The 24,990-nt window shown below is 59.9% G+C and carries 26 protein-coding genes; 12 read left to right on the forward strand and 14 right to left on the reverse strand.

All coding sequences use genetic code 11. The annotated features are described in order from the left end of the window. Window position 1: 1 nt before the first annotated feature. A complete protein-coding gene (locus CWM61_RS13680; protein WP_002890106.1) occupies window positions 2-811 on the reverse strand; it encodes an ABC transporter substrate-binding protein in 810 nt (269 codons plus the stop codon). A 326-nt stretch (window positions 812-1,137) separates the two neighbouring features. On the opposite strand from CWM61_RS13680, the gene CWM61_RS13690 reads away from it, so the two are divergent. Then, window positions 1,138-1,314, forward strand: a complete 177-nt coding sequence (locus CWM61_RS13690; protein WP_077274703.1) for a hypothetical protein — start codon at window positions 1,138-1,140, stop codon at window positions 1,312-1,314. 116 nt (window positions 1,315-1,430) lie between these two features. Here CWM61_RS13690 and CWM61_RS13695 read toward each other — a convergent pair whose 3' ends face one another. The 5 genes from CWM61_RS13695 to CWM61_RS13715 are packed head-to-tail and all read right to left on the reverse strand — an operon-like array spanning window position 1,431 to window position 5,962. Further along, on the reverse strand, window positions 1,431-2,126 hold the full coding sequence (locus CWM61_RS13695) for an ABC transporter ATP-binding protein (RefSeq protein WP_004204908.1): 696 nt from the start codon (window positions 2,124-2,126) through the stop codon (window positions 1,431-1,433). Beyond that, window positions 2,119-2,901, reverse strand: a complete 783-nt coding sequence (locus CWM61_RS13700; protein WP_008805323.1) for an ABC transporter ATP-binding protein — start codon at window positions 2,899-2,901, stop codon at window positions 2,119-2,121. The genes CWM61_RS13695 and CWM61_RS13700 overlap by 8 nt, the downstream gene beginning before the upstream one ends. Beyond that, entirely contained in the window at window positions 2,888-3,937 is a 1,050-nt protein-coding gene (locus CWM61_RS13705; RefSeq protein ID WP_008805324.1) for a branched-chain amino acid ABC transporter permease, read from the reverse strand. The genes CWM61_RS13700 and CWM61_RS13705 overlap by 14 nt, the downstream gene beginning before the upstream one ends. Beyond that, entirely contained in the window at window positions 3,937-4,836 is a 900-nt protein-coding gene (locus CWM61_RS13710) for a branched-chain amino acid ABC transporter permease (RefSeq protein WP_002890128.1), read from the reverse strand. The genes CWM61_RS13705 and CWM61_RS13710 overlap by 1 nt, the downstream gene beginning before the upstream one ends. 19 nt (window positions 4,837-4,855) lie before the next feature. Beyond that, window positions 4,856-5,962: an ABC transporter substrate-binding protein gene (locus CWM61_RS13715; RefSeq protein ID WP_162677948.1), complete on the reverse strand. Its 1,107-nt coding sequence runs from the start codon at window positions 5,960-5,962 to the stop codon at window positions 4,856-4,858. On the opposite strand from CWM61_RS13715, the gene CWM61_RS29225 reads away from it, so the two are divergent. Continuing rightward, window positions 5,955-6,098, forward strand: coding sequence for a hypothetical protein (locus tag CWM61_RS29225; protein ID WP_162677947.1), 144 nt, complete (start codon window positions 5,955-5,957; stop codon window positions 6,096-6,098). The genes CWM61_RS13715 and CWM61_RS29225 overlap by 8 nt on opposite strands. Before the next feature lie 441 nt (window positions 6,099-6,539). Here CWM61_RS29225 and eutC read toward each other — a convergent pair whose 3' ends face one another. Genes eutC through eat form a run of 3 tightly spaced genes read right to left on the reverse strand, consistent with a single transcriptional unit; the run spans window position 6,540 to window position 10,090 of the window. Beyond that, window positions 6,540-7,316 (reverse strand): ethanolamine ammonia-lyase subunit EutC, encoded by a 777-nt coding sequence (gene eutC / locus CWM61_RS13720; protein WP_064166043.1) that lies wholly within the window; start codon window positions 7,314-7,316, stop codon window positions 6,540-6,542. Continuing rightward, window positions 7,313-8,701 carry an ethanolamine ammonia-lyase subunit EutB gene (locus CWM61_RS13725; RefSeq protein WP_100631413.1) on the reverse strand — a complete coding sequence of 463 codons (1,389 nt, stop codon included), beginning with the start codon at window positions 8,699-8,701 and terminating at the stop codon, window positions 7,313-7,315. The genes eutC and CWM61_RS13725 overlap by 4 nt, the downstream gene beginning before the upstream one ends. 9 nt (window positions 8,702-8,710) lie before the next feature. Next, window positions 8,711-10,090, reverse strand: a complete 1,380-nt coding sequence (gene eat, locus CWM61_RS13730) for an ethanolamine permease (protein ID WP_061155617.1) — start codon at window positions 10,088-10,090, stop codon at window positions 8,711-8,713. A gap of 62 nt (window positions 10,091-10,152) precedes the next feature. Between eat and CWM61_RS29230 the strand changes: the two genes are divergently transcribed. From CWM61_RS29230 to tauD, 7 genes are all read left to right on the forward strand, one after another. Then, on the forward strand, window positions 10,153-10,281 hold the full coding sequence (locus CWM61_RS29230; protein ID WP_165785109.1) for a hypothetical protein: 129 nt from the start codon (window positions 10,153-10,155) through the stop codon (window positions 10,279-10,281). 82 nt (window positions 10,282-10,363) lie between these two features. Beyond that, window positions 10,364-11,773 carry an S-methylmethionine permease gene (gene mmuP / locus CWM61_RS13735; protein WP_100631414.1) on the forward strand — a complete coding sequence of 470 codons (1,410 nt, stop codon included), beginning with the start codon at window positions 10,364-10,366 and terminating at the stop codon, window positions 11,771-11,773. Further along, window positions 11,760-12,692 carry a homocysteine S-methyltransferase gene (mmuM, locus tag CWM61_RS13740; protein ID WP_008805330.1) on the forward strand — a complete coding sequence of 311 codons (933 nt, stop codon included), beginning with the start codon at window positions 11,760-11,762 and terminating at the stop codon, window positions 12,690-12,692. Before mmuP ends, mmuM begins: the two co-directional genes overlap by 14 nt. Before the next feature lie 210 nt (window positions 12,693-12,902). Further along, window positions 12,903-13,865, forward strand: coding sequence for a taurine ABC transporter substrate-binding protein (gene tauA / locus CWM61_RS13745; RefSeq protein WP_008805331.1), 963 nt, complete (start codon window positions 12,903-12,905; stop codon window positions 13,863-13,865). 11 nt (window positions 13,866-13,876) lie between these two features. Further along, entirely contained in the window at window positions 13,877-14,644 is a 768-nt protein-coding gene (gene tauB, locus CWM61_RS13750) for a taurine ABC transporter ATP-binding subunit (RefSeq protein ID WP_023288561.1), read from the forward strand. Beyond that, a complete protein-coding gene (gene tauC / locus CWM61_RS13755; RefSeq protein WP_074386773.1) occupies window positions 14,641-15,468 on the forward strand; it encodes a taurine ABC transporter permease TauC in 828 nt (275 codons plus the stop codon). The genes tauB and tauC overlap by 4 nt, the downstream gene beginning before the upstream one ends. Continuing rightward, complete coding sequence (gene tauD / locus CWM61_RS13760; RefSeq protein ID WP_004144604.1) at window positions 15,465-16,316, forward strand: taurine dioxygenase; 852 nt, start codon at window positions 15,465-15,467, stop codon at window positions 16,314-16,316. Before tauC ends, tauD begins: the two co-directional genes overlap by 4 nt. A 111-nt stretch (window positions 16,317-16,427) precedes the next feature. Here the strand turns inward: tauD and CWM61_RS13765 are convergent, their stop codons facing one another. From CWM61_RS13765 to ampH, 4 genes are all read right to left on the reverse strand, one after another. After that, window positions 16,428-18,146, reverse strand: coding sequence for a lysophospholipid acyltransferase family protein (locus CWM61_RS13765; protein ID WP_100631415.1), 1,719 nt, complete (start codon window positions 18,144-18,146; stop codon window positions 16,428-16,430). Between the two features lie 177 nt (window positions 18,147-18,323). Next, window positions 18,324-18,815 carry an REP-associated tyrosine transposase gene (locus CWM61_RS13770; RefSeq protein WP_100631416.1) on the reverse strand — a complete coding sequence of 164 codons (492 nt, stop codon included), beginning with the start codon at window positions 18,813-18,815 and terminating at the stop codon, window positions 18,324-18,326. A gap of 255 nt (window positions 18,816-19,070) precedes the next feature. Then, a complete protein-coding gene (gene hemB, locus CWM61_RS13775) occupies window positions 19,071-20,045 on the reverse strand; it encodes a porphobilinogen synthase (protein ID WP_002890201.1) in 975 nt (324 codons plus the stop codon). Window positions 20,046-20,150: 105 nt separating this feature from the next. After that, the gene (gene ampH / locus CWM61_RS13780) at window positions 20,151-21,311 is read right to left on the reverse strand and encodes a D-alanyl-D-alanine-carboxypeptidase/endopeptidase AmpH (RefSeq protein ID WP_074386770.1); all 1,161 of its coding nucleotides are present in this window, start codon (window positions 21,309-21,311) and stop codon (window positions 20,151-20,153) included. Between the two features lie 219 nt (window positions 21,312-21,530). Here ampH and CWM61_RS13785 point away from each other — a divergent pair, with 219 nt between their 5' ends. The 3 genes from CWM61_RS13785 to CWM61_RS13795 all read left to right on the forward strand — a co-directional run bounded on the left by CWM61_RS13785 (window position 21,531) and on the right by CWM61_RS13795 (window position 24,506). After that, the gene (locus tag CWM61_RS13785) at window positions 21,531-22,043 is read left to right on the forward strand and encodes an isochorismatase family protein (protein WP_162493340.1); all 513 of its coding nucleotides are present in this window, start codon (window positions 21,531-21,533) and stop codon (window positions 22,041-22,043) included. 117 nt (window positions 22,044-22,160) lie between these two features. Continuing rightward, window positions 22,161-23,381: a peptide antibiotic transporter SbmA gene (sbmA, locus tag CWM61_RS13790; protein ID WP_061155611.1), complete on the forward strand. Its 1,221-nt coding sequence runs from the start codon at window positions 22,161-22,163 to the stop codon at window positions 23,379-23,381. A gap of 18 nt (window positions 23,382-23,399) precedes the next feature. After that, window positions 23,400-24,506, forward strand: a complete 1,107-nt coding sequence (locus CWM61_RS13795) for a DUF1615 domain-containing protein (RefSeq protein ID WP_061155610.1) — start codon at window positions 23,400-23,402, stop codon at window positions 24,504-24,506. Here the strand turns inward: CWM61_RS13795 and CWM61_RS13800 are convergent. Further along, window positions 24,503-24,805, reverse strand: a complete 303-nt coding sequence (locus tag CWM61_RS13800; RefSeq protein ID WP_100631417.1) for a YaiY family protein — start codon at window positions 24,803-24,805, stop codon at window positions 24,503-24,505. The genes CWM61_RS13795 and CWM61_RS13800 overlap by 4 nt on opposite strands. Between the last annotated feature and the right edge of the window lie 185 nt (window positions 24,806-24,990).

Genomic DNA, 24,990 nt, shown 5'->3' on the forward strand with positions numbered 1-24,990 from the left:
ATTATTTCGCTTCTATGGTAAAGGCGCGCGGCTGCGGCGTTTTAGTGGCAGGGCCAAACCAGACATCATAGATTTTCGCGGCTTCGCCGGTTTTCTCCAGCTTCACCAGCTCATCGTTAACGGCTTTCAGCAAGGCCGGTTCGCCTTTCTTCACACCCACGCCAATCTCTTCTTTGCTGAGCAGGTCGGGCAGAATTTTAAACTTGGCTTTATCCGGCGCTTCCGCCAGCAGACCGGCGAGGATGGTGCTGTCCTGGGTGATGGCCTGGACGTTGCCGTTGCGCAGGGCGGTCAGGGCCAGCGGAATATCGTCATAGGAGAGAACGCGAGCCTGCGGGAAACGCTGGTGCAGGGCCTGTTCGCCGGTGGTGCCTTTCACCGCGCCGATGCGCGCTTTGCTGTACTCATCGAGCTTATCCGGAGAACCGGCCGGCACGAGGAACTGCTGGCCGGTGACGAAATACGGCGTCGAGAAATCAATGACCTGGGCACGCTCCGGAGTAATGGTAATGTCGGCGACGATCAGGTCGGCTTTGCCGGACTGCAGCAGCGGAATACGGTTAGCCGGGTTCGTCGCCACCAGCTCGAGTTTGACGCCGAGCGCTTTCGCCAGCGCCTGGGCAAAGTCGACATCGTAGCCGACGATATGGTGGGTTTTGGCATCCACGGAGCCGAACGGCGGGTTGGCGTCGAAGGTGGCGACTTTCACGACGCCGGCGGCTTTGATGTCAGCCAGCTGGTCTGCCTGTGCCTGAGACGCAAGCAGCAGCATACCCAGCGCCAGTGCAATTTTTGTGGTTTTATTGCGCATGTTTTTTCCCCTGAATCCCTGTTTTGTTTTGTGGACATCACGCTCCCACAAATTCCCCGTCGGCGGCAAAGAAGAAAAAATTCTTATCTATAACGAAAAAGAACTTAACAAACCTGTGGGTATTCTTTATGCGCCGCTGGCGTTTACCGGGGCTGTAACGATTGCCGGGCGGTTCCCTCTCCCTCAGGGAGAGGGTTAGGGTGAGGGGAAAGGACCGGGCGTAATATGCGCCAGCCAGGATTGCAAATTCGGAATTAGTATTTCCCGCGCCCGGCCAACTGTGGTTGAAATAGACCCAAGCGATTCGCTTCCCGACAGAGGAGAAAATGAAAGTGGCATTGTGGCAACGATTAACGGGCTGGCTGGCTTTGATGTCCAACGGCGAGGCCGGTCAGCAGGATACCCAGCGCGTCATGGAGGCGATACTGCCGGTGGCCAGCCTCTACGGCGTGGACATTGGCAACGTGGAAACCCGGTGGTTCCGTCATGATAAGACATACTGAGCGACGCAGGACGCGAGAAGCCTACTGGAACGAGGTGTGCTTTGTGTAGCAAGAGACTGCCTGAGGTTGCGGCATCATAGGATGCGCCGCCGCAGCCCAGGCAGTTTTGACCACGCTTATCCCCCCAGATACATCCGCTTAATTTCCGGGTTAGTCAGCATCTCCCGCGCCGCGCCTGACAAGGTGATCCGGCCATTCTCCAGGACATACGCCCGATCGGCGATAGCCAGCGCTGCCGTCGCATTCTGCTCCACCAGCAGCACCGTCATATTCTCTTCGCGCAGTTGCTTAATGATGCCGAACAGCTCGCCGACAATTTTCGGCGCCAGTCCGAGGCTCGGTTCATCCAGCATCAATAACACCGGCTCGCTCATCAGCGCCCGGGCGATGGCCAGCATCTGCTGCTCGCCGCCGCTCATGGTGCCCGCCATCTGATGGCGCCGCTCCTTGAGCCGTGGAAAGAGGGCATACATGCGATCGCGCAGGCGGGTGTAGCCGGCGAGATTATTGTAAGCGCCCATGCGCAGGTTCTCTTCGATGGTCAGGTTGGTAAAGACCCGACGTCCCTCCGGCACCAGCGCCAGCCCGCGGCGCACAATCTGGTGGGTCTGGCTGCGTGAGATATCGTCGTTGAGGAAGCTGACGCGCCCACTGGAGCGCACCAGGTTGACGATCCCGTTCAGGGTGGAGGTTTTACCGGCGCCATTGCTGCCGATCAGGGTGACGATTTCCCGGTCATAGACGTCGATATCGACGCCTTTCAGCCCCTGGATCACGCCGTAAAAGACCTTCAGTTCCCGGGCGTTAAGCATAATTGGCTTCTCCCAGATAAGCGGAAATGACGTCCGGATGCTGGATCGCCTCGGCCATCAGGCCGCTGAACAGCGGCTTACCGTACTCCAGAACCATCACCCGCTCACACAGGCGGTTGACGAAGGGCATATCGTGCTCAATCAGCAGGACGCTGAGTTGATAGTCATGGCGCATGCGGAAGATAAGTTCTGCCAGATCCTCGGTCTCCTTCGGGTTCATCCCGGCGGCCGGCTCATCGAGCAGCAGCAGCTTCGGCGCGGTGGCCAGCGCGCGGGCGATCTCCACTTTGCGCTGGTTGCCATAGCTCAGGTTTGTGGCCTGCATATGGGCGAAGTGGGCGATGCCGATGTCCTCCAGAATGGCCATGGCTTTGGCTTTCGCCGCCCGTTCGGCCGGAAAGTAGCGGCCAATATGCAGCGCCGCCTCCAGCAGCGAGTAGCGGCTGGCGCGGTCGAGTCCGACCATCACGTTCTCCAGCACCGTCATGGAGTTAAACAGACGGATATTCTGGAAGGTACGGGCGATCCCGGCGTTCACCACCTGGTTGGGCTTCAGCCCCTTCAGCGACGTACCCGCCAGGGTGACGTTGCCGCTGGTGGGTTTATAGTTGGCGGTAATGACGTTAAACAGGGTCGTTTTGCCCGCGCCGTTAGGGCCGATAAGACCAAAGATCTCCGCTTCATCAACATGGAAGCTGACGTTGTCGATGGCCCGCAGGCCGCCAAACTGCATGGTGACGTCCTGCACCTGCAGGATAACGTTATTTTCCGCCATAGCTGCTGTTCCTTCTTCCCATCTGCCAAATCTCTTTTTTCCCCAACAGCCCTTCGCGGGCGAAGAGCATGATGATCAGCAACAGCAGCGAGAAGACCACCATTCGCAGGCCCGGATACGCGCCGAGATCGTGACCGAAGAACTGCAGCGGCTGGTCGAGGAAGCGCAGCCATTCGCCGCTGCCGACCACCAGTACGGTGCCGAGCAGGGCGCCGGTAGTGCTGCCGAGTCCGCCGAGGACGATAATAATCAGCAGCTGGAAGGTGAGCATAAAGTCGAACAGCCCCGGGGAAATGGTGGTCAGCAGCGAAGCCAGCAGACCGCCGCCGATCCCTTCGAAGAAGGCGCTGGTGGCGAAGGCGCAGGTTTTGATGCGGAAGGTGTTGACCCCCATGGCGATCGCCGCATCTTCATCGTCGCGAATGGCTTTCATCATCCGGCCATACTTCGACCACACCAGCTGGAGGATCATGCCAGTGGCCAGCAGGGCGAACAGCCCGCACCAGAACAGGAGATGCGGCTGCTGCGGAATATCGTTCAGCCCGATGGCGCCGTTGGTGATTTGCGGGTTGTTAATGGCGAGGATCTTGATGATAAACCCAAAGCCGAGGGTGACGATGGCCAGGTAGTCGCCACGTACCCGGAAGACCGGTACGGCGAGGCACACCGCCAGCGCCGCCGCGCACAGGCCGCTTATCAGCAGGGCAGGGAGGAAGCCCGCGTGCAGGCTGAGGATCCACGGGCTGGGGGCGGCCATTTCAAACATGTCTACCTTGCTGTCGCTGGAGAGGATCAGCAGGGCGGTCACGTAGGCGCCCACTGCCACGAAGCCGTTCGGCTCCAGCGACAGCTGGCCGGTCACGCCGTTGATCAGGTTGTAGCTGACCGCGAGGATCATAAAGATGAAAATGGTACTGATGACGCGAACAATGTAGTCATTGAAAACCACGTTGATTCCGGCCAGCAGCGCGATACAGATGACAATAATGGCCAGGTTGCGCAGTTGCGCCCCGGCGGTCGTCGTCGCGTTGAGCATCAGAAACGGCTCCTTTCCAGACGTTCGTCGCCCATAATGCCGACCGGGCGGAACAAGAGGACCAGAATCAAGAACAGGAAGGCGAAAGCGTCTTTATAGCCGCCCAGTTCGGGGAAGATCGCCACGGCGACCACCTCGGTAAAACCGAGGATAAAGCCGCCCAGCACCGCGCCGGTGACGCTGCCGATCCCACCCAGCACGGCGGCGGCAAAGGCCTTCAGGCCGATAAGCACGCCCATCAGGGGATCGATAGTGGGGTAGCTGATGGAGTAGAACACGCCGCCGAGCGCCGCGAGACTACTGCCGAGGGCGAAGACCAGGGAGATGATCCGGTTGGCGTCAATGCCCATCAGGCGCACGGTGTTGACGTCAAAGGCCACCGCGCGGATCGCCATCCCATAGCGGGTGCGGTACAGCAGCCAGAGGATCGCCAGCAGCAGCAGGACGGTGATCAGCGGCACAATCCACGCCACGTTGGTAATGATGACGCTGCCGAAGGCGCGGGTCTGGTTGAAAAAGTCAGGGGCGGAGAAGAAGCGTGAGCTGCCGCCGAACAGCACGTTAAACAGGTTTTCGAGGAAGAAGCTGACGCCGATGGCGGTGATCAGCATGGAGATTTTCGAGGCCTGGCGCAGCGGACGATAGGCGACCCGGTCAATCAGCATACCAAACAGACCGCACAGCCCGAGGGTCAGGAAAACGGCTACCCCGAAGGGTAGCCCAACTGAAGAAAATAAAAACAGCGTACTAAACGCGCCGACCATCATGACGTCCGCATGGGCGAAGTTGATCAGCCGTAGCACGCCATAAACCATCGTATAACCGATGGCAATCAGGGCGTACATGCCCCCAAGACTCATTCCATTGACCACTTGCTGGAGAAAAATGGCGCCGTCCATTTTGTAGCCTCGTCACAACTTAAGGGTTAACCACGGTACGAAACGCCAGCTTGCCATCTTTCACTTCGTTGATGACCGCGCTGCGAATGGCATCGCCGTTCTGTAACGTCAGCGTGCCGGTCACGCCCTGGAAACCTTTGGTGGCGCGGATTTTTTCATTCACGCAGACCCGATCATGGGGATCGCTGCACTGGTTCATGGCGTTGACGATGACGTTATAGGCATCCGCCGCCATTGCGCCCCAGGTATGGGTCGGCTGCTGGTATTTGGTTTCCCAGGCTTTGATGAAGGTTTCCCCGGCCGGGGTCTGCTCTTTGGCGTTCGGCGAGTAATAATCGGTGGTCATATAGCCGTTGACCGCGTCTTTACCGACATCGAAGAAGACCTGATCCGCGGCCAGACCGTCGCCGCCTACCACCGGTTTGTTGAGCCCCAGTTGTTTAGACTGCACGGCAATCAGCGCCCCTTCGGTGTAGTAGATCGGCATGTAAATCATGTCGACATTCTTCGCCTTGACGCTCGCCAGCTGGGCTTTAAAGTCCTTGCTGCCGCCCGGGGCCTGTACCTCGATGGGAATGGTGCCGCCGTTTTTCAGGAACTGGGTGCGGAACGCTTTCGCCAGGCCGACGGAGTAGTCGTTGCTGCTGTCAAACACGATGGCGGCGGTTTTGGCTTTCAGATCGCGGGAGGCCAGATTGGCCCCGACCACCCCCTGGAAGCTGTCCGAGAAGCAGACCCGGCTGACGTACGGATGGTTACGGGTGACGCGGTCGTTGGTGGCGGTGGAGGAGACCAGCGGCGTTTTGCTGTCGTCGGCGATTTTGGTCATCGCCAGGGTGTTGGAGGAGGTGACTTCACCGATCACAGCATCCACTTTATCGCTGGAGACCAGCCGCTGCATGGCGTTGGCCGCTTCGACTTTGTCGCTTTTATCATCGATAACGATAAGCTTAATGGTATCGCCATTTTTTAACGTCGGGGTGATGGCCTGAATAATGTCCAGCCCTTTCTGCGACGGCTGGCCGTAGCCGCTGAGGGCGCCGCTCAGGGGTAATACCACCCCGATTTTAATTTCCGCTGCCTGCGCGCTGCTGGCACCGACCAGCGCGGCAACCAGCGTGGCCATTAAAGACGCTTTCCCGGAAAACGATTTCATTGGTATTTCTCCGTCGGTCGATTATTTATCTTTAACCATCAATGACTGCATAACATTGAGGAATAATTCGCCAGCGTATTCGGTGAATTATTGGCTGTTATGTTGAATAGATAACGAGATATATACCCTAAATAATTCGCGTCGCATGAAGGCGGCAAGTGAGCGAGTCCCCAGGCGCTTACAGAAGTCAGTGACTGGGGGGAGAGAACGCCGCCAACGCACATGCAACTTGAAATATGACGGATATTGTTAATGCGCTGATTTACCTTACAACGTCCGTTTCGTTTTTACTCATGCAATATTCTTATTACCTGCAGGGAAGGGCATAGGGCTGGCGACAACACGGTTTTTGGTACAGTGAACGCATTTTATCGGCGGGCGGCTGACGCCTTACCCAGTCTGGGAAATAGGCCATATAAACCGGTTGAACGGTTTGCGCAGGCCCGCGCAAGCGAAGCGTCGCCGGGCAATTTCAGCGCGCACCCGAATATAATATTCAGGTGCGCCAGGTCATATTGAAAATCTATTCTGCTGCTCACGTGACTTATTATTTTAAAGGGGTCAACGGTTTTATTTTCCCATGCAGCGCTGGATTATCACTTTCATCTTTTAACTGCACGCCGGTGACGCGGCGTAAAAAAGCCTGCTCCAGCAGCCAGGCCAGTTTAAAGGCGGCGGCGTCATGGCTTAATCCCTCCGGACGAATATTGGAGATACAGTTGCGCTCAGATTCCAGACGCTGACGATGGGGCTGCCAGGTAAGGTAGACGCCGAGGCTGTCCGGCGAGGAGAGACCCGGTCGTTCGCCAATCAGGATCGCCACCGCGCGGGCTTTCAGGGTTTCGCCAATATCATCCCCCAGCGCCACCCGCGACTGATGCGCCAGCACTACCGGCGCCAGGCCGATACCCAGCGTCTGCAGATAGGGCAGCAGGGCGCGGATCAATGGCACCGCCTGGCGCTCTACCGCCCAGGAAGAGAGGCCATCGCCGATCACCAGCAGCAGATCGGCGGGGCGGACGCCGCTGGCGGCGAGGTCGGCGCGGCTTTCGTCGGCGAGCTGCCGCCCGAGATCCGGACGCCGCAGATAGGTGTGACGGTCCGGCGCGGCGCTGTGCACCGTCAGGGCGTCGAGGCCGAGCGCCGCCAGCGGCGCCACCAGCTGCTGGCTGGCGAACGGCTGATGAATGGCATCCCGCGCTCTGGCGTGGGCCAGACCAAAGTTGAGGACTTCGCGGGTCGGCAGGCTGGCGCCGCTGCGCCCCAGGGCGATCCGCGCATCGGTAAATTCACGCAGCGGGTTCCAGGCATCGGGACGGTTCATACGGGGGCTCCTTGCGGCAGGACGGACAACAGCGGATGGCGGGCGTCGGTGAGCCGCAGCGCGCCGTGCGGATCGATAATCTGCATCTTCGCCAGCCAGTCGGCGAACTCCGGGGCATGCTTTAAGCCCAGCAGGCGACGGGCGTACAGCGCGTCATGGAACGAGGTGCTCTGGTAATTGAGCATGATATCGTCCGCTCCGGGCACGCCGATCAGGAAGGTGAGCCCGGCGGTGCACAGCAGAGTCAGCAGGGTGTCCATATCATCCTGATCCGCTTCCGCGTGGTTGGTATAGCAGACGTCGCAGCCGATCGGCAGGCCCATCAGCTTGCCGCAGAAATGATCCTCCAGCCCGGCGCGAATAATCTGCTTGCCGTCGTAGAGGTACTCCGGACCGATAAAGCCGACCACGGTATTGACCAGTAGCGGTTCAAAGTGGCGGGCGACCGCGTAGGCCCGCGCCTCACAGGTCTGCTGGTCGACGCCGTGGTGGGCGTTGGCCGACAGGCAGCTTCCCTGGCCGGTCTCAAAATACATCACATTGTTGCCGAGGGTACCGCGCCTGAGGCTGAGGGCCGCCTCGCGGGCCTCCTGCAGCATGGCAAGATTGATGCCGAAGCCGCTGTTGGCCGCTTCGGTTCCGGCTACCGACTGAAACACCAGATCCACCGGTGCGCCGCGCTCAATCAGCTGCAGCGTATTGGTGACATGGGTCAGAATGCAGGACTGGGTGGGAATGGCGAAGCGCTGAATAATATCGTCCAGCATGATGTTCAGCTGCGCCAGCACCGGTAAGCTGTCGCTGGCCGGGTTGATGCCAATCACCGCGTCCCCGGCGCCGTACAGCAGCCCGTCGAGCATACTGGCGGCGATGCCTTTCAGATCGTCGGTGGGATGGTTGGGCTGCAGGCGTACGCTGAGGTGGCCGGGCAGGCCGATGGTGTTGCGAAAGCGCGTCACCACCTGGCATTTGCTGGCGGCAAGGATCAGATCCTGATTGCGCATCAGCTTACTGACCGCCGCCGCCATCTCCGGGGTGATGGCGCGGGCGACCCGCTGCAGCGTGGCGGTATCGGTGGCATCATCCAGCAGCCAGTCGCGAAAATCGCCGACCGTCAGGTGACGCAGGGCGGCAAAGCCCTGCGCATCATGGGTGTCGAGGATCAGGCGGGTCACTTCATCCTGCTCGTAAGGGATGAGCGGGTTGTCGAGAATGTCGGTCAGCGGCACCTCGGCGAGGGCCATTTTCGCCGCCATCCGCTCTTCGGCTGAGGTGGCGATAACCCCCGCGAGGGCGTCGCCGGAACGAGCCGGCGACGCCCTCGCCATCAATGTTTTCAGACTATCAAAGCGCCATACCTGGCCCGATAGCGTGGTTTTATACATGCCGCCTCCTCAGGAGACCGTGCGCAGTTGAGGATCCACTGGCGCCCGTTCACGGGCTGCTGCGGTTTTGCGGAACCACAGGTAGCCGCCGAGCATCATCGCCGCGAAAATCAGCGCCAGCAGCAGGTTATACCAGACCATCGCCACCAGGCAGATCACCGCCATGCCGAGGGCAAAGGCCGGCGCCAGCGGGTAGAGCGGGGCGCGGAACGGACGGATCAGCTTCGGCTCGCTACGGCGCAGTTTGAACAGCGCCGCCATGGAAGTGATATACATAACAATAGCCCCAAATACCGACATGGTGACGATACAGGCGGTCAGCGGCATGCCGCTGATGGTGATCAGCGAGTCGGAGAAGATCGCGGCGATACCGACCACGCCGCCGGCGAGGATCGCCAGATGCGGGGTACGGGTGCGGCGGTTGAGGGTCGCCAGCCCGGCGGGCAGATAGCCGGCGCGGGCGAGGGAGTAGATCTGCCGCGAATAGCCCATAATGATCCCGTGGAAGGAGGCGACGAGGCCAAACAGCCCCAGCCACACCAGCATATGCAGCCAGCCGCTGCCATTGCCCACGACCGTCTTCATCGCCTGGGGCAGCGGATCGTTAATATTGGACAGCGCGCGCCAGTCGCCGACGCCACCGGCGAAGACCATCACGCCGATCGCCAGCACCGTCAGCGTCAGAATGCCGCCGCCCAGGGCGCGCGGAATGGTGCGCTGCGGATCTTTGGCCTCTTCGGCCGCCATGGAGGCCCCTTCAATGGCGAGGAAGAACCAGATAGCGAACGGAATGGCGGCGAACATCCCCGGCAGCGCCAGGCCGCTGAAGCTTTCCGCGCCCGCCCAGCCGTTAGTGGTGAAGTGGCTCCAGGAGAAGCCGGGCGCGACCACGCCCATGAACACCAGCAACTCGAAGATGGCCAGCAGGGTGACGATCAGCTCGAAGGTGGCGGCAATGCCGACGCCGAGAATATTGAGCGTCATAAAGATCACGTAAGCGCCGCAGGCGACCCATTTCGGATCCAGCGCCGGAAACTGCACGTTGAGGTAGGCGCCGATGGCCATGGCGATGGCCGGCGGGGCGAAGACGAATTCAATCAGGGTGGCAAAACCAGCGATAAAGCCGCCGGTGGGCCCGAAGGCGCGGTAGGCGTAGGCGAAAGGGCCGCCAGCGTGCGGGATGGCGGTGGTCAGCTCGGTAAAGCTGAAAATAAAGGCGCAGTACATCGCGGCGACCGCCAGGGCGACGACCATAAACCCCATCGTGCCCGCCTGTGACCAGCCGTAGCTCCAGCCGAAGTACTCCCCGGATATCACCAGTCCGACGGCGATCCCCCATAAACGAAAACTGCCGAGCGTTCTTTTTAAGGTGGTGGTTTGCTCTGTCATACGTGTTGCCTCGCCAGATAGAAAGGTTCTGAACGACAGGCTGCAAAGAGAGTGCCAGAACGTTGTCTGTCGCGAGGAGGCGTCAGTCCGTGGCGCGCCCGCCGGCGCTGCGCAAAAATGGGGCAGGCTGCACGCTGTCGGCGCGTGCTCTGGTGCAGCGGCTTTGCTTTTTCCGCGGCGTCACGGTATAACTCTTCTTCTTTTGGATGTTTAGATGTCTATACGTTTATACGCATCATGACCCGGGCAAGCGGGCTGGCGTGAGAAAATAAAATGCAAAGCACAACACAACAACAAGGTGGGCAACTGAAGCGCACCATGAAAACGCGCCATCTGATCATGCTGTCGCTCGGCGGCGTGATTGGCACCGGCTTATTCTTTAATACCGGCTATATCATCTCTACCACCGGCGCGGCTGGGACGCTGCTGGCGTACCTGATTGGCGCTCTGGTGGTTTGGCTGGTGATGCAGTGTCTCGGTGAACTGTCGGTGGCGATGCCGGAGACCGGCGCCTTCCACGTTTACGCGGCGCGCTATCTTGGCCCGGCGACGGGTTATACCGTGGCGTGGCTCTACTGGCTGACGTGGACGGTGGCGTTGGGGTCGAGTTTTACCGCGGCGGGCTTCTGCATGCAGTACTGGTTCCCGCAGGTGCCGGTCTGGATCTGGTGCGTGGTATTCTGCGCAGTGATCTTCGGCCTTAATATCATTTCGACGCGCTTCTTCGCCGAAGGCGAGTTCTGGTTCTCGCTGGTGAAAGTGATCACCATCATCGCGTTTATTATTCTCGGCGGCGCGGCCATTTTCGGCTTCATTCCGATGCAGGATGGCTCCCCGGCGCCGGGCCTGCATAATATCACCGCCGAAGGCTGGTTCCCGCACGGCGGCCTGCCGATCCTGATGACCATGGTGGCGGTGAACTTCGCCTTCTCCGGAACGGAGCTTATCGGCATTGCCGCCGGGGAAACGGAAAACCCGCATAAGGTCATTCCGGTCGCCATCCGCACCACCATCGCCCGGCTGATTATTTTCTTTATCGGCACCGTGTTTGTGCTGGCGGCGCTGATCCCAATGCAGCAGGCGGGGGTGGAGAAAAGCCCCTTCGTGCTGGTGTTTGAAAAGGTGGGCATCCCTTACGCGGCGGACATTTTCAACTTCGTGATCCTGACGGCGATCCTGTCGGCGGCTAACTCCGGCCTGTACGCTTCCGGACGGATGCTGTGGTCGCTGTCGAACGAGAAGACGCTGCCGGCCTGCTTTGCCACAGTCAATAAACGGGGCGTGCCGGTGACCGCGCTGTCGGTGAGTATGCTGGGTGGCGTGCTGGCGTTGTTCTCCAGCGTGGTGGCGCCCGATACGGTGTTTGTGGCGCTGTCGGCGATCTCCGGCTTTGCGGTGGTGGCGGTGTGGTTGAGCATCTGCGCCTCACACTTTATGTTCCGCCGCCGCCATCTGCAGCAGGGTAAGGCCCTGGGCGATCTGCAGTATCGCGCTCCCTGGTATCCGGTGGTGCCCGTTCTGGGCTTTGTGCTGTGCCTGGTGGCCTGCGTGGGCCTCGCCTTTGACCCGAGCCAGAGAATTGCGCTGTGGTGCGGGATCCCCTTTGTGGCCCTGTGCTATGGTGCCTGGTATCTCACTCGTTCACGGAATATGACTCAGGAGTCCCAACATGTCGCAGACTAATCCGTTCACTGCCCTTCTGGCCGCCCAGCCTTATGTCCTGCTGGACGGCGCTATGGCCACCGAGCTGGAGGCCCGCGGTTGCGATCTGGCCGACAGCCTGTGGTCGGCGAAAGTGCTGCTGGAGAACCCACAGCTGATCCGCGATGTGCATCTCGACTACTTTCGCGCCGGGGCGCAGGTGGCGATCACCGCCAGCTATCAGGCCACTCCCGCCGGCTTTGCCGCGCGCGGGCTGGATGATGCGCAGTCCCGGGCGCTGATCGGCAAAAGCGTCGAACTGGCGCGCAAGGCACGCGAGGCGTACCTCGCCGAGAACCCGCAGGCTGGCACGCTGCTGGTGGCCGGTTCGGTAGGGCCGTATGGCGCGTTTCTCGCCGACGGCTCGGAGTATCGCGGCGATTATCAGCGCAGCGCGGCAGAGTTCCAGGATTTCCACCGCCCGCGCGTCGAAGCCCTTCTGGATGCGGGCGCCGACCTGCTGGCCTGTGAAACCCTGCCGTCATTTGCTGAGATCCAGGCGCTGACGGCCCTGCTGCAGGACTATCCCCGTGCCCGCGCCTGGTACTCTTTCACGCTGCGCGACGCCGAACATCTCAGCGATGGCACGCCGCTACGCGAGGTGATGGCTGCCCTGGCGGATAACCCGCAGGTGGTGGCGGTGGGCATCAACTGTATCGCCCTGGAAAATACGCCCGCGGCGCTGGCGCATCTGCACAGCCTGACGGCCCTGCCGCTGGTGGTCTATCCTAACTCCGGCGAACATTATGATGCGGTGAGCAAGACCTGGCACCATCATGGCGAAGCCTGCGCCACCCTGGCGGATTATCTGCCGCAGTGGCTGGCGGCCGGGGCGAAGCTGATTGGCGGCTGCTGCCGCACCACGCCGAAGGATATCGCCGCGCTTAACGCGAAGCGCTGAGTTTTGTGCCGGGTGGCGCTGCGCTTACCCGGCCTACACATTGCGCGATCCGTTGCCGGCACCCGGCGCCAACCCACCGCACAAAACCAACTATCCTTTCCCGCTTTTGTTCTAAAAACGATTCGCTATTAGCCAGAATTTTTAATTACTTCATCTGCATCCTGATGCCGGAAATACTGCACCTATAACAACTCAGGGGAAGCAGACACTATGGCATTCACATCGCGAATTACTCTTCTGGCGGCGCTGGCCGTCGCCGCCTTCCAGGCGCAGGCGGTCAACGTGACCGTGGCGTATCAAACCTCCGCTGAGCCGGCGAAAGTCGCCCAGGCGGACAATACCTTCGCCAAAACCAGCGGCGCGACCGTCGACTGGCGGAAATTTGACAGCGGCGCCAGCGTGGTGCGCGCCCTGGCCTCCGGCGATGTGCAGATCGGCAATATCGGCTCCAGCCCGCTGGCGGTGGCCGCCAGTCAGCAGGTGCCGATCGAAGTGTTCCTGCTCGCCTCAAAGCTCGGCAACTCCGAAGCGCTGGTGGTGAAAAAGAGCATCACTAAACCGGAAGATCTGATCGGCAAGCGCATTGCCGTGCCGTTTATCTCCACCACCCACTACAGCCTGCTGTCGGCGCTCAAACACTGGGGCATCAAGCCGGGACAGGTGCAGATTATTAACCTGCAGCCGCCAGCGATTATCGCCGCCTGGCAGCGCGGGGATATCGATGGCGCTTACGTCTGGGCGCCAGCGGTTAACGAACTGGAAAAAGAGGGCAAGGTGCTGACCGATTCCGCGCAGGTTGGGGAGTGGGGCGCGCCAACCCTCGACGTCTGGGTGGTCCGTAAGGACTTCGCCGAGCAGCATCCGGAGATCGTCAAAGCCTTTGCTAAAAGCGCCATCGACGCCCAGCAGCCCTACATCGCCAACCCGGAAACATGGCTGAAACAGCCGGACAACATCAGCAAGCTGGCGCGCCTGAGCGGCGTGCCGGAAGCCGATGTTCCGGGGCTGGTGAAGGGGAACACCTATCTGACCGCCGCTGAGCAGGCGCAGGCATTGAACGGCCCGGTCAATCAGGCCATCGTCGATACCGCGCGCTTCCTGAAAGAGCAGGGCAAAGTGCCTGCGGCGGGAACCGATTATCGTCAGTACGTCACTGACCGTTTCGTGAAGTAAAGGAGGCGGCGATGCTGCAAATCTCGCATCTTTCCGCCGACTACGGCGGTAAACCGGCGCTGGCGGATATCAACCTGACGCTGGAGAGTGGGGAGCTGTTGGTGGTGCTGGGGCCCTCGGGCTGCGGTAAAACTACCCTGCTGAACCTGATTGCCGGATTCGTGCCCTATCAGCACGGCAGCATCACCCTCGAAGGTCAGCGGGTGACCGGGCCGGGCGCAGAGCGCGGCGTGGTCTTCCAGAATGAAGGCCTGCTGCCGTGGCGCAATGTGCAGGATAACGTGGCGCTGGGCCTCCAGCTGGCGGGCGTGGATAAAGCGCAGCGCCGGCAAGCGGCGGCGCAGATGCTGAAGAAGGTCGGCCTCGAAGGGGCGGAAAAGCGCTTTATCTGGCAGCTGTCCGGCGGTCAACGCCAGCGGGTGGGTATCGCCCGGGCGCTGGCGGCGAATCCGCAGCTGTTGCTGCTGGATGAGCCCTTCGGCGCGCTTGACGCCTTTACCCGCGAGCAGATGCAAACGCTGTTGTTGACGCTCTGGCATGAGACCGGCAAACAGGTGCTGCTGATCACCCATGACATTGAAGAAGCCATTTTCATGGCGACCGAGCTGGTGCTGCTGTCGCCGGGGCCGGGTCGGGTGGTGGAGCGGCTGCCGCTTGATTTCAGCCGTCGTTTTGTCGCGGGAGAACCCTGCCGCAGCATCAAATCCGACCCGCGCTTTATTGAACAGCGGGAATACATTCTGAGCCGGGTGTTTGACCAACGGGAGGCTTTCTCATGAGCGTGCTACTGAACGACAAACCGCGTCAGTCGACGCTGAAGTGGCGCTGGCCGCTCTCCCGTCAGCTCACCCTCAGCGTGGCGACCCTGGCGGTGCTGCTGGCCGTCTGGTGGGCGGTCGCGGCGCTGCAGCTGATTAGCCCGCTGTTTCTGCCGCCGCCGGGCCAGGTGCTGCAGAAGCTTATCACTATCGCCGGGCCGCAGGGTTTTATGGATGCGACGCTCTGGCAGCATCTGGCGGCGAGCCTGACGCGGATCGTCATCGCCCTGCTGGCGGCAGTGCTTATTGGCGTCCCAGTGGGGATCGCCATGGGGCTCAACCCGACGGTGCGTGGGATCCTCGATCCGCTGATCGAACTCTATCGTCCGGTGCCGCCGTTGGCCTACCTACCGCTGATGGTGATCTGGTTTGGCATCGGTGAAACCTCGAAGATCCTGCTGATCTACCTGGCGATTTTCGCCCCGGTAGCGATGTCGGCGCTGGCAGGGGTAAAAAGCGCGCAGCAGGTGCGCATTCGCGCCGCCCGTTCGCTGGGCGCCAGCCGGGCGCAGGTGCTGTGGCTGGTGATCCTCCCCGGCGCGCTGCCGGAGATCCTCACCGGGCTGCGCATTGGTCTCGGGGTGGGTTGGTCAACGCTGGTGGCCGCTGAGCTGATCGCCGCCACTCGCGGGTTAGGGTTTATGGTGCAGTCTGCTGGCGAGTTTCTCGCGACCGATGTGGTGCTGGCGGGGATCGCGGTGATTGCCATTATCGCCTTTTTACTGGAACTGGGTCTGCGCGCGCTGCAGCGGCGCCTGACGCCCTGGCATGGAGAAGTACAATGAGTGAACGTCTGAGCATTACCCCGCTGGGGCCGTATATTGGCGCGCAGGTGACCGGGGCGGATTTAACCCGTCCGCTGAGCGACAACCAGTTTGAACAGCTGTATCACGCGGTACTGCGTCATCAGGTGGTGTTCCTGCGCGAGCAGAATATCACCCCGGCGCAACAGCGCGACCTGGCGCTGCGGTTTGGCGACCTGCATATCCATCCGGTCTACCCTCACGCCCCTGGCGTGGAAGAGATTATCGTCCTCGATACCCACAACGATAATCCCCCGGACAATGACAACTGGCATACCGATGTCACCTTTATCGATACGCCGCCCGCTGGCGCCATTCTGGCGGCGAAAGAGCTGCCGACAACCGGCGGAGACACCCTGTGGACCAGCGGCATCGCCGCCTGGGAAGCGCTGTCAGAACCTTTCCGGCAGCTGCTGAGCGGCCTGCATGCCGAACACGATTTCCGCAAATCGTTCCAGGAGTATAAGTACAACAAGACCGAAGCCGAGCATCGGCGCTGGCAGGAAGCGGTGGCGAAGCATCCGCCGCTGCTGCATCCGGTAGTGCGTACCCACCCGGTGACCGGCAAGCAGGCGCTGTTCGTTAATGAAGGGTTTACCACGCGAATTGTCGAGGTAAGCGAGAAAGAGAGCGCGGCGCTGCTGAATTTCCTGTTTGCCCATGTGACTAAACCGGAGTTTCAGGTGCGCTGGCGCTGGCAGCCGAACGATGTCGCTATCTGGGATAACCGGGTGACCCAGCATTACGCCAACGCCGACTATCTGCCACAGCGGCGGATCATGCACCGGGCGACGATCCTCGGCGATAAGCCGTATTACCGGGCGGGGTAATGCTTGTAGCCGGTTAAGGCATCAGCCGCCCTTTTTCGGGCTACCGATCCGCCGGAAACGGTGAACCGTAGCCCGGCTAAGGCGCAACGCGCCGCAAGCCGGGAAAAGCGTTTATGCCGATTTTTGCGCACCCAGATGCGCGCCAATATAGCGCTGATAGCGATTGGCCTTCAGGTAGGTGAGATCCACCAGCACCAGACCATCCACGCAGTTATTGAAATCCGGGTCGCTGCCGAAATCGATAAACTGCACGCCGCCCGGCTCGCACACTTCCGAGTACTGCTTATACAGCGGTGGGATCGCGCAGCCGAGATTGCCGAGCAGGGACTTCAGCCGGGCCAGGTCGTCGTTGTAATCCTGCCCGCCAAACTGCGCCAGCACGTCGGGCAGCGATGCCGGATAAGGTCGACGCGACTCCGCCAGCGGATGCGTTGCCGGGAACCACAGCCGGTAGAACGCCACCAGCAGATCGCGGGCGGCGGGCGGCAACCCGCCAGAAATCGACACCGGACCAAACAGATAGCGATAGTGCGGATAGCGCGCCAGATAAGCGCCGATGCCGGACCACAGATAATCCAGCCCGCGACGCCCCCAGTAGCGCGGCTGGATAAAGCTGCGCCCCAGCTCAATGCCATGCTGCAGGACATCGTCCATCCGCCCGTCGTAATGGAACAGGCTGTAACTGTAGATCCCTTCCAGGCCGCGCTTTGCCAGCTGGATGGCCGTCGGCATAAAGCGGTAAGCGCCGACGATTTCCAGATCGTCTTCATCCCACAGGATCAGATGCAGATAGTCATCGTCATACCCGTCGATATCCCGCCGTTTGCCGCTGCCTTCCCCGACCGCGCGGAAGGCGATTTCCCGCAGACGTCCCAGCTCGCGCAGCAGCGGCGCTTCCTCCTGGCCGTTGCGCTGCCAGAGGTAAATCATTTTGCCGTCGGCGGTACGGCCCAGGCATTCGGCCTTGTTCAGCTCACGTTTGAGCCGCGCCCGATCTTCCGGGCGGGCGATGGCGCTTGCGGTTTTGAACTGCCCCGGCAGCCCTTTGCGCAGCTGTTCAAGATGCTGATAGCAGCGGCCGGTAAGATCGCGAGCGCTGGACTGCGCATCGAACCAGTTCGACCAGGGGATCTGCTGGCCGATGCGCACCGGCAGGCTGCTGTTGCGCCGGCGAAACATCTGCTGCATCAGCAGGAGCAGCGGCAGGTTGTCTGATATCAGCGTGCTGGCATAAAACAGGGCGCTGTTGTGGGCGTTAATCCATGCAGGCAGCAGCGGGGCGCGATATTTTGCCGCCAGCTTAATAAAACCGGAGTGCCATTTTCTATCGCGGATACCGCGGCGGGTCAGACGGGAGACTTCCCCCGCCGGGAAGAAGATCAGCACCCCGCCGGCCTGCAGCTGGTGATCCATCTGCTGCAGCGCCGCTTTAGCGGTGCGGCCATGAATGTTATCCACCGGGATAAACAGCGAGCTCAGGGGCTCAAGGTGGGTGAGCATGCGGTTGGTGACCACTTTGACGTCGCGGCGCACGCGGGATACCGCATACAGGAGCGCCAGGCCGTCGAGGGTGCCGGTGGGGTGGTTGGCGATAATGACCAGCGGGCCATCTTCGGGGATTTGTTCGAGATCGTGCGCCGGGATGGCACAACGGATATTGAGGTATTCCAGTACCTGTTCGACCGTATCAAGCCCCTTCAGGTGGCGATGACGATCGGCAAATTGTTGAAACTCTTCCTCATGAAACAGCTTTTTTAACAGTTTCTTTTGCCAGGGGGCGGGCCTCGCCTGAGGCCACAGGTCATCGAGTACGTTGTCGAGACTAAACATAGTGGCTCCTCCTCCGTCCTGCCCAGACAGTAGAAGGTGGAGATGTCGTTCAGATTACAGTTGAGTGAAGTTTCGGTCGCAGCGGGGAGGTTTCCCGGATAGCGGCTAACGCCTCATCCGGGCTACGGTTGGCGCCGATTTGTAGCCCCGGTAAGCGTCAGCGCCACCGGGGAGAGGCTATCGGCGTTCACCACAGATAAGATCAAAGCTATCGCCAGCCCAATTTGGGGGATATAGCCCGCGCTGGACATCGCGATGAAAGGTTGAAAATGGCCAATCGATCACTCGGGTGACCCAGCCATGCTTAAGTGGATTGATATGGATGTAATCAACATGTCGGCGGTAATCATCTTCATCGCGTATGGCATGCTCCCAGAAGCGCGGTTGCCAGAGGCGTTGCCGTTTTAACGTTCTGGTAAAACAGCCTTTGATATCTCTCCAGCGTGAAGAAAAATCGTCATCATGATGAGGTAGTGTCCAGATGCAATGGAGATGTTCAGGCAACACCACCCAGGCATCAATAGTAAAGGGTCGATGTTGTTTAACAACGGCGACAGAGTAGCGCAATAATTCTATGTTTTCAGTTAGGTGCATGCTTCTACGGTCTTTAAGATTAACGGTGAAGAACCAGGTTCCCCCCTTAATGTAATAACGTCGATAAGCCACCACAGGATCTCCTGGAATTCGGTATTTATGATGTGGTTTAACACGGTAGAAGGCGAAATCCGGTACGCCAAGGAGAAGGCGCAGAAGATGGAAAGCGGCGCGCAAAATTTTAGCTACAGATATTGGTTAGCGCCTGTCCCCGGATAGCGGCGCAAGCGCCTTATCCGGGCTACGGTGTGGTGGTCGCGATAAATGCAGCGCACCGGGGATGAGGTTTGGTAGCCCCGGTAAGCGAAGCGCCACCGGGGAGGGGCGGGTTTAACGGAGGATTTTTTTCTCGGCCAGATCGAGGGCGAAATAGCTGAAGATCAGGTCGGCGCCTGCACGTTTGATAGCGCCGAGGCTTTCCAGAACCACTTTCTCTTCATCGATAGCGCCCGCCTGGGCGGCGAATTTGATCATCGCGTACTCCCCGCTGACCTGATAGGCGCCGAGCGGCAGATCGCTGCGTTCACGGATATCGCGCAGAATATCCAGATAGGCGCCAGCCGGTTTCACCATCAGGCAGTCGGCGCCCTGGGCTTCATCGAGCAGGGACTCGCGAATGGCTTCCCGGCGGTTCATCGGGCTCATCTGATAGGTTTTACGATCGCCTTTCAGCGCGGTACCGGCCGCTTCGCGGAACGGGCCGTAGAAGGAAGAAGCGAACTTGGTGGAGTAGGACATAATCGCCGTATTAGTGAAACCGGCGGCATCCAGCGAGCGGCGAATCGCCTGTACCTGACCGTCCATCGCGGCGGAAGGGGCGATGAAGTCCGCCCCCGCGGCGGCGGCGACAACAGCCTGCTTGCCGAGGTTTTCCAGGGTCGCGTCGTTATCCACCCCGTGGTCGCACAGCACGCCACAGTGGCCGTGGGAGGTGTATTCGCAGAAGCAGGTATCGGACATGACGATCATCTCCGGCACCGTGGACTTGCAGATCCGCGACATACGCGCCACCAGACCATTTTCATTCCAGGTATCGCTGCCGGTGGCATCGGTGTGATGAGAAATGCCAAAGGTCATCACCGAGCGAATACCGGCGTTGGCGATGCGTTCGATTTCACGCGCCAGATATTTTTCCGGAATGCGCATCACGCCGGGCATGGCCTCGATCGCTTTGTAATCATCAATTTCTTCTTCAACAAAGATCGGCAACACCAGGTCGTTCAAACTCAGTGTTGTCTCTTCAAACAGGGCGCGCAGCGCAGCGGATTGACGCAGGCGGCGGGGGCGAGTGATTAAATCTGTCATGGTTTGCCTGATTTTGTGAAATGAAAGACGTTAGTGTAACTGAAATGGCATGGGGATGTTTCGCCAAAACGATCGTTATGTCGTGTCGGCGAAACCCCCGCGAGCTTACTGGCTGGCCGTCTGCATGTTGGGCTGCGCGCCGCTCAACTCGCTGACCAGGTCGTTGATGCCATCGCTCATATTGTTGAAGCGGGTTAACGGCGAGCGGGTCACCACCACAAAAGCGCCGACGTTAGCCTGCGGATTCATCGCCATATAGGTGATAAACCCACCGCCGCCGCCGGTTTTCTGAATAATCCCCGGATGGCCATTCTTCGGCTTCATATACACCCAGCCAAGTCCCAGCGCGTCGGCGCGGCCCGGCACGTCCATACCAATCACCCGGGTCAGCTGGTTACGCTGATAAATCAGCGTCTGCATCCGGTCGGCCTGCTGGCTGCGGGTATAGAAATCGGATGACAGGAACTGCTGCATCCAGCGCATCATATCGCCTGGTGTCGAGTAGACTCCGCCGCTACCGATCGCCGCCAGGGTGTTGTTGCATGGGCTGGCGCCTTTTTCCGGGATCATCAGCCGCTGGCACTGATCCGGTGACGGGGTAAAGGTGGTGTCCTTCATCCCCAGTGGCCGGGTGATCTGCTCTTCGAACAGCTGCGGATAAGGTTTGCCGGCGGCGTTGGAGAGGGCGTCCGCCAGTAAATCGAAGGCCAGGTTGGAATAGGCGGCCTGCGAGCCGGGCGCCGTCTTCAGGGTCGCGGTAGAGAGCCAGTTCCAGCGCTGCTGGCGGGTCGGCCAGACAAACACCGCGCGATGAGCGGCGCCGCCAGGCTGCTCGCGCGGCAGGGCGCTGGTATGGGTTGCGAGGTTAACCAGGGTGATCGGTTTTCCCTGCCAGTCAGGCACCCGGGTACCCGGCGGGGCGTATTTACTTAGCGGATCGTTGAGTTTCACCACCCCCTGATCGAGCAGCTTCACCAGCATCTCGCTGGTCATCAGTTTGCTGAGGGAGGCGATACGGATCACCGAGTCGAGCTGCGGGTGCTGATTATTTCCCGGGCGGGTTTCGCCAAAGCTGCGAAAAACGCGCTGATTGCCATCGATAACCACCAGCGCCATACCGGTGGCGCCGCTGCCGTAGTAGATATGATTGGCGTAACGATCGACCACATCCGAGGCGAAAACCGGATCAACGGTGGGCTGTGCGGCCTGTACCGAGGTCCACGACGCCGCGCACAGCGCAGCAAAAATGAGCAAACTACGTTTCAACGGAGATCATCCATTAAATAAATAAAAGAGAAGAGGGTATTTATACTACGAAGTGGCGCAGAACAAAGTGGGATTCACGACATTCCTGCAGGAAAAAGGTAACGGTGCGTAAAAAAGACTTTTTTACGCTTTCAGATATCGGCTTTTTCCGCTGCCGCGTATGATGACCGTTTGGCTGAAAGTTCGTGGGAGAGAACAATGACGGCTCAACGGGTAGTGATGGTCGTGGATATGCAAAACGGCGTGTTCGCCACGCCGCGTCTGGCGCGCGAGCGCTGCGTCGCGCAAATTAATCGTCTGGTGCGCGCGGCGGACAAGGTTATTTTCATTCAGCATGATGAAGCCGGCGGCCTCGAAGCCGGCAGCGAAGGCTTCGCCCTGCTTCCCGAGCTGGAACAGCCAGCTGGCGCGCTGTATGTCACCAAAACCGCCTGCGACGCCTTCTATCACACCTCGCTGGCGCAGGTGCTGGACGAACACGACATTCAGCAATTCGTCATCTGCGGCTGCGCCACCGACTACTGCCTCGACACTACCATTAAAAACGGCGCCAGCCGCGGGTACGGTATTGTGATCGCGGAAGATGCCCACACCACCGCCGACCGCCCCGCCGCGCAGGCCGCGACGCTTATCGCCCACTACAATGAGGTGTGGCGTACGCTGACCGTTCCTGGCAATCCTTTACAGGTGAAACCCACAGAAACAATTCTGCACGCCTGGCAGCAGAACTAAGCTGTTGATATCCGGTCTTATCATTCGTCTGCCCCGCGAGAGCGCATCCACGCGGCGGCCGACGTATGCGTCGTACACAGCAATAGCAGAACGATAAGAAGTTAGCAGGAGACAATAATGTTTAAATCTTTTTTCCCCAAACCGGGGCCGTTTTTTATTTCTGCCTTTATCTGGTCGCTGCTGGCCGTGATCTTTTGGCAGGCGGGCGGCGGCGACTGGCTGCTGCGGGTCACCGGGGCATCGCAAAATGTGGCGATCAGCGCGGCGCGCTTCTGGTCGCTCAACTATCTGGTGTTCTACGCTTACTATCTGTTTTGCGTCGGCGTATTTGCACTGTTCTGGTTTGTCTACTGCCCGCACCGCTGGCAGTACTGGTCGATTCTCGGCACGTCGCTCATCATCTTCGTCACCTGGTTTCTGGTGGAAGTCGGGGTGGCGATCAACGCCTGGTATGCGCCGTTCTACGACCTGATCCAGAGCGCGCTGGCCACCCCGCATAAGGTCAGCATCAACCAGTTTTATCAGGAGATCGGCATCTTTCTCGGCATCGCGATCATCGCGGTGATCATTGGCGTGATGAACAACTTCTTCGTCAGCCACTATGTCTTCCGCTGGCGTACGGCGATGAACGAACACTATATGGCCCACTGGCAGCATCTGCGCCATATCGAAGGCGCCGCGCAGCGTGTGCAGGAAGATACCATGCGCTTTGCTTCCACCCTGGAAGATATGGGGGTGAGCTTTATCAACGCGGTGATGACCCTGATCGCCTTCCTGCCGGTGCTGGTGACACTCTCCGAACACGTTCCCGACCTGCCCATCGTCGGTCATCTGCCGTATGGCCTGGTGATTGCCGCTATCGTCTGGTCGCTGATGGGAACCGGCATGCTGGCGGTAGTGGGGATTAAGCTGCCTGGCCTGGAGTTTAAAAACCAGCGCGTGGAAGCCGCCTATCGTAAAGAGCTGGTCTATGGTGAGGATGATGAAACCCGCGCCACGCCGCCAACGGTACGTGAGCTGTTCAGCGCGGTGCGTCGCAACTACTTCCGTCTCTATTTCCACTATATGTATTTCAACATCGCCCGCATTCTCTATCTGCAGGTGGATAACGTTTTCGGCCTTTTCCTGCTGTTTCCGTCGATCGTTGCCGGTACGATTACCCTCGGGCTGATGACGCAAATTACCAACGTCTTCGGCCAGGTGCGCGGCTCGTTCCAGTACCTGATCAGCTCGTGGACGACGCTGGTGGAACTGATGTCCATCTACAAACGTCTGCGCAGTTTTGAACGCGAGCTGGACGGCAAGCCGCTGCAGGAAGCGATCCCGACATTACGTTAATCAAGACAAGGAAGCATGATGGCCGCACGTTTATCGCGCATTATTCCCGGTTCATTGACGCTGCTGGCGGCCATGGTGCTGAGCGCCTGTACCAGCCAGCAGGCCCCGACGCTGAAAGAGGGCGAGAAGCCCGTTGACGTGGCGTCGGTGGTGCGGCAGAAAATGCCGGCCAGCGTCAAGGATCGGGAGGCCTGGGCGCAAGCCATCGCCACCGCGTTTGACAGCCAGAAGCTGGCGCCGACGGAAGAGAACGTCTGTTCGGTGCTGGCGGTCGCGCAGCAGGAGTCTAACTATCAGTCCGATCCGGTGGTGCCGGGGCTAAATAAAATCGCCTGGCAGGAAATTGACCGCCGGGCGGAAAAAATGCACATTCCGCCGTTTCTGGTCCATACCGCGCTGAAGATCACTTCGCCAAACGGCAAAAGCTACAGCGACCGTCTGGACAACGTGAAGACGGAAAAGCAGCTGAGCGCCATTTTTGATGACTTTATCGGGATGGTGCCGATGGGGCAGAAGCTGTTCGGTTCGCTTAACCCGGTGCATACCGGAGGCCCAATGCAGGTCAGCATTGCCTTTGCCGAGCAGCACACCTCCGGCTACCCGTGGAAAATGAGCGGTACGGTGCGCCAGGAGGTCTTCAGCCTGCGCGGTGGCCTGTGGTTTGGCACCTATCATCTGCTGAACTACCCGGCCAGTTACAGTGCGCCGCTGTACCGCTTTGCCGACTTCAACGCCGGCTGGTATGCCAGCCGTAACGCCGCCTTCCAGAACGCGGTGGTGAAAGCCAGCGGGGTAAAACTGGCGCTCGACGGCGACCTTATCCGCTACGACAGCGAGGAACCGGGCAGCACCGAACTGGCGGTGCGTCGCCTGGCGGGCCAGTTGGGAATGAGCGACAGCGAGATCCACCGCCAGCTGAAAAAGGGTGACAGCCTGGCGTTTGAGAAGACCGACCTTTATCAGCAGGTTTTCCGCCTCGCCGAGAAAAAGGCGGGCAAGACCCTGCCGCGGGAGATGTTGCCAGGGATCCAGCTGGAGAGTCCGAAAATTACCCGAAATCTGACGACGGCGTGGTTTGCAAAACGGGTTGATGAGCGGCGGGCAAACTGTATGGCGCGGCGTTAACGGCGTTGACGCCAGCGCACGATAAGCGCGAGCAGCACGATGAACGAGCAGCCGATCGCGAAAGGGATCAGTCCAAAGAGAGTGCCAACGGCGAGGCTGATGTCGACTTGCGGACGGCTGGCGTCCTGCGTTTGCATCAAGCGTTCAAATACCCCCGGGGCGTGGATCAGCATGCTGAGCATCTGCGCGCCGGCCCAGCAGCAGACCAGGACGAACAGCCCGTAGGCGACATGGCTGCCGGTCAGCGCCCCTCTTTTTTTATTTCCCAAAAGCGATTTTGAAAAACTGAATTCAGCCATAGGCCCTCCCACCTCTGCGCTGCTGGTTTTTTCTCCAGCTCTATGGCAGGTATTCTGGCAGTGAGGGGCCGTTGTCAGTATCAGATTGCTGGTAATTGCCGTCCAGGAATAATCCTGTTTTCGCCGTTGTGTTAACCGCGCCACAGGATCCAAAAGGGAGAGCGGCGTCGCAATCCAGCAACATT

It is taken from the genome of Klebsiella sp. K-Nf6 (assembly GCF_002806655.1).
GTDB classification, from domain to species: Bacteria; Pseudomonadota; Gammaproteobacteria; order Enterobacterales; family Enterobacteriaceae; genus Klebsiella; species Klebsiella variicola.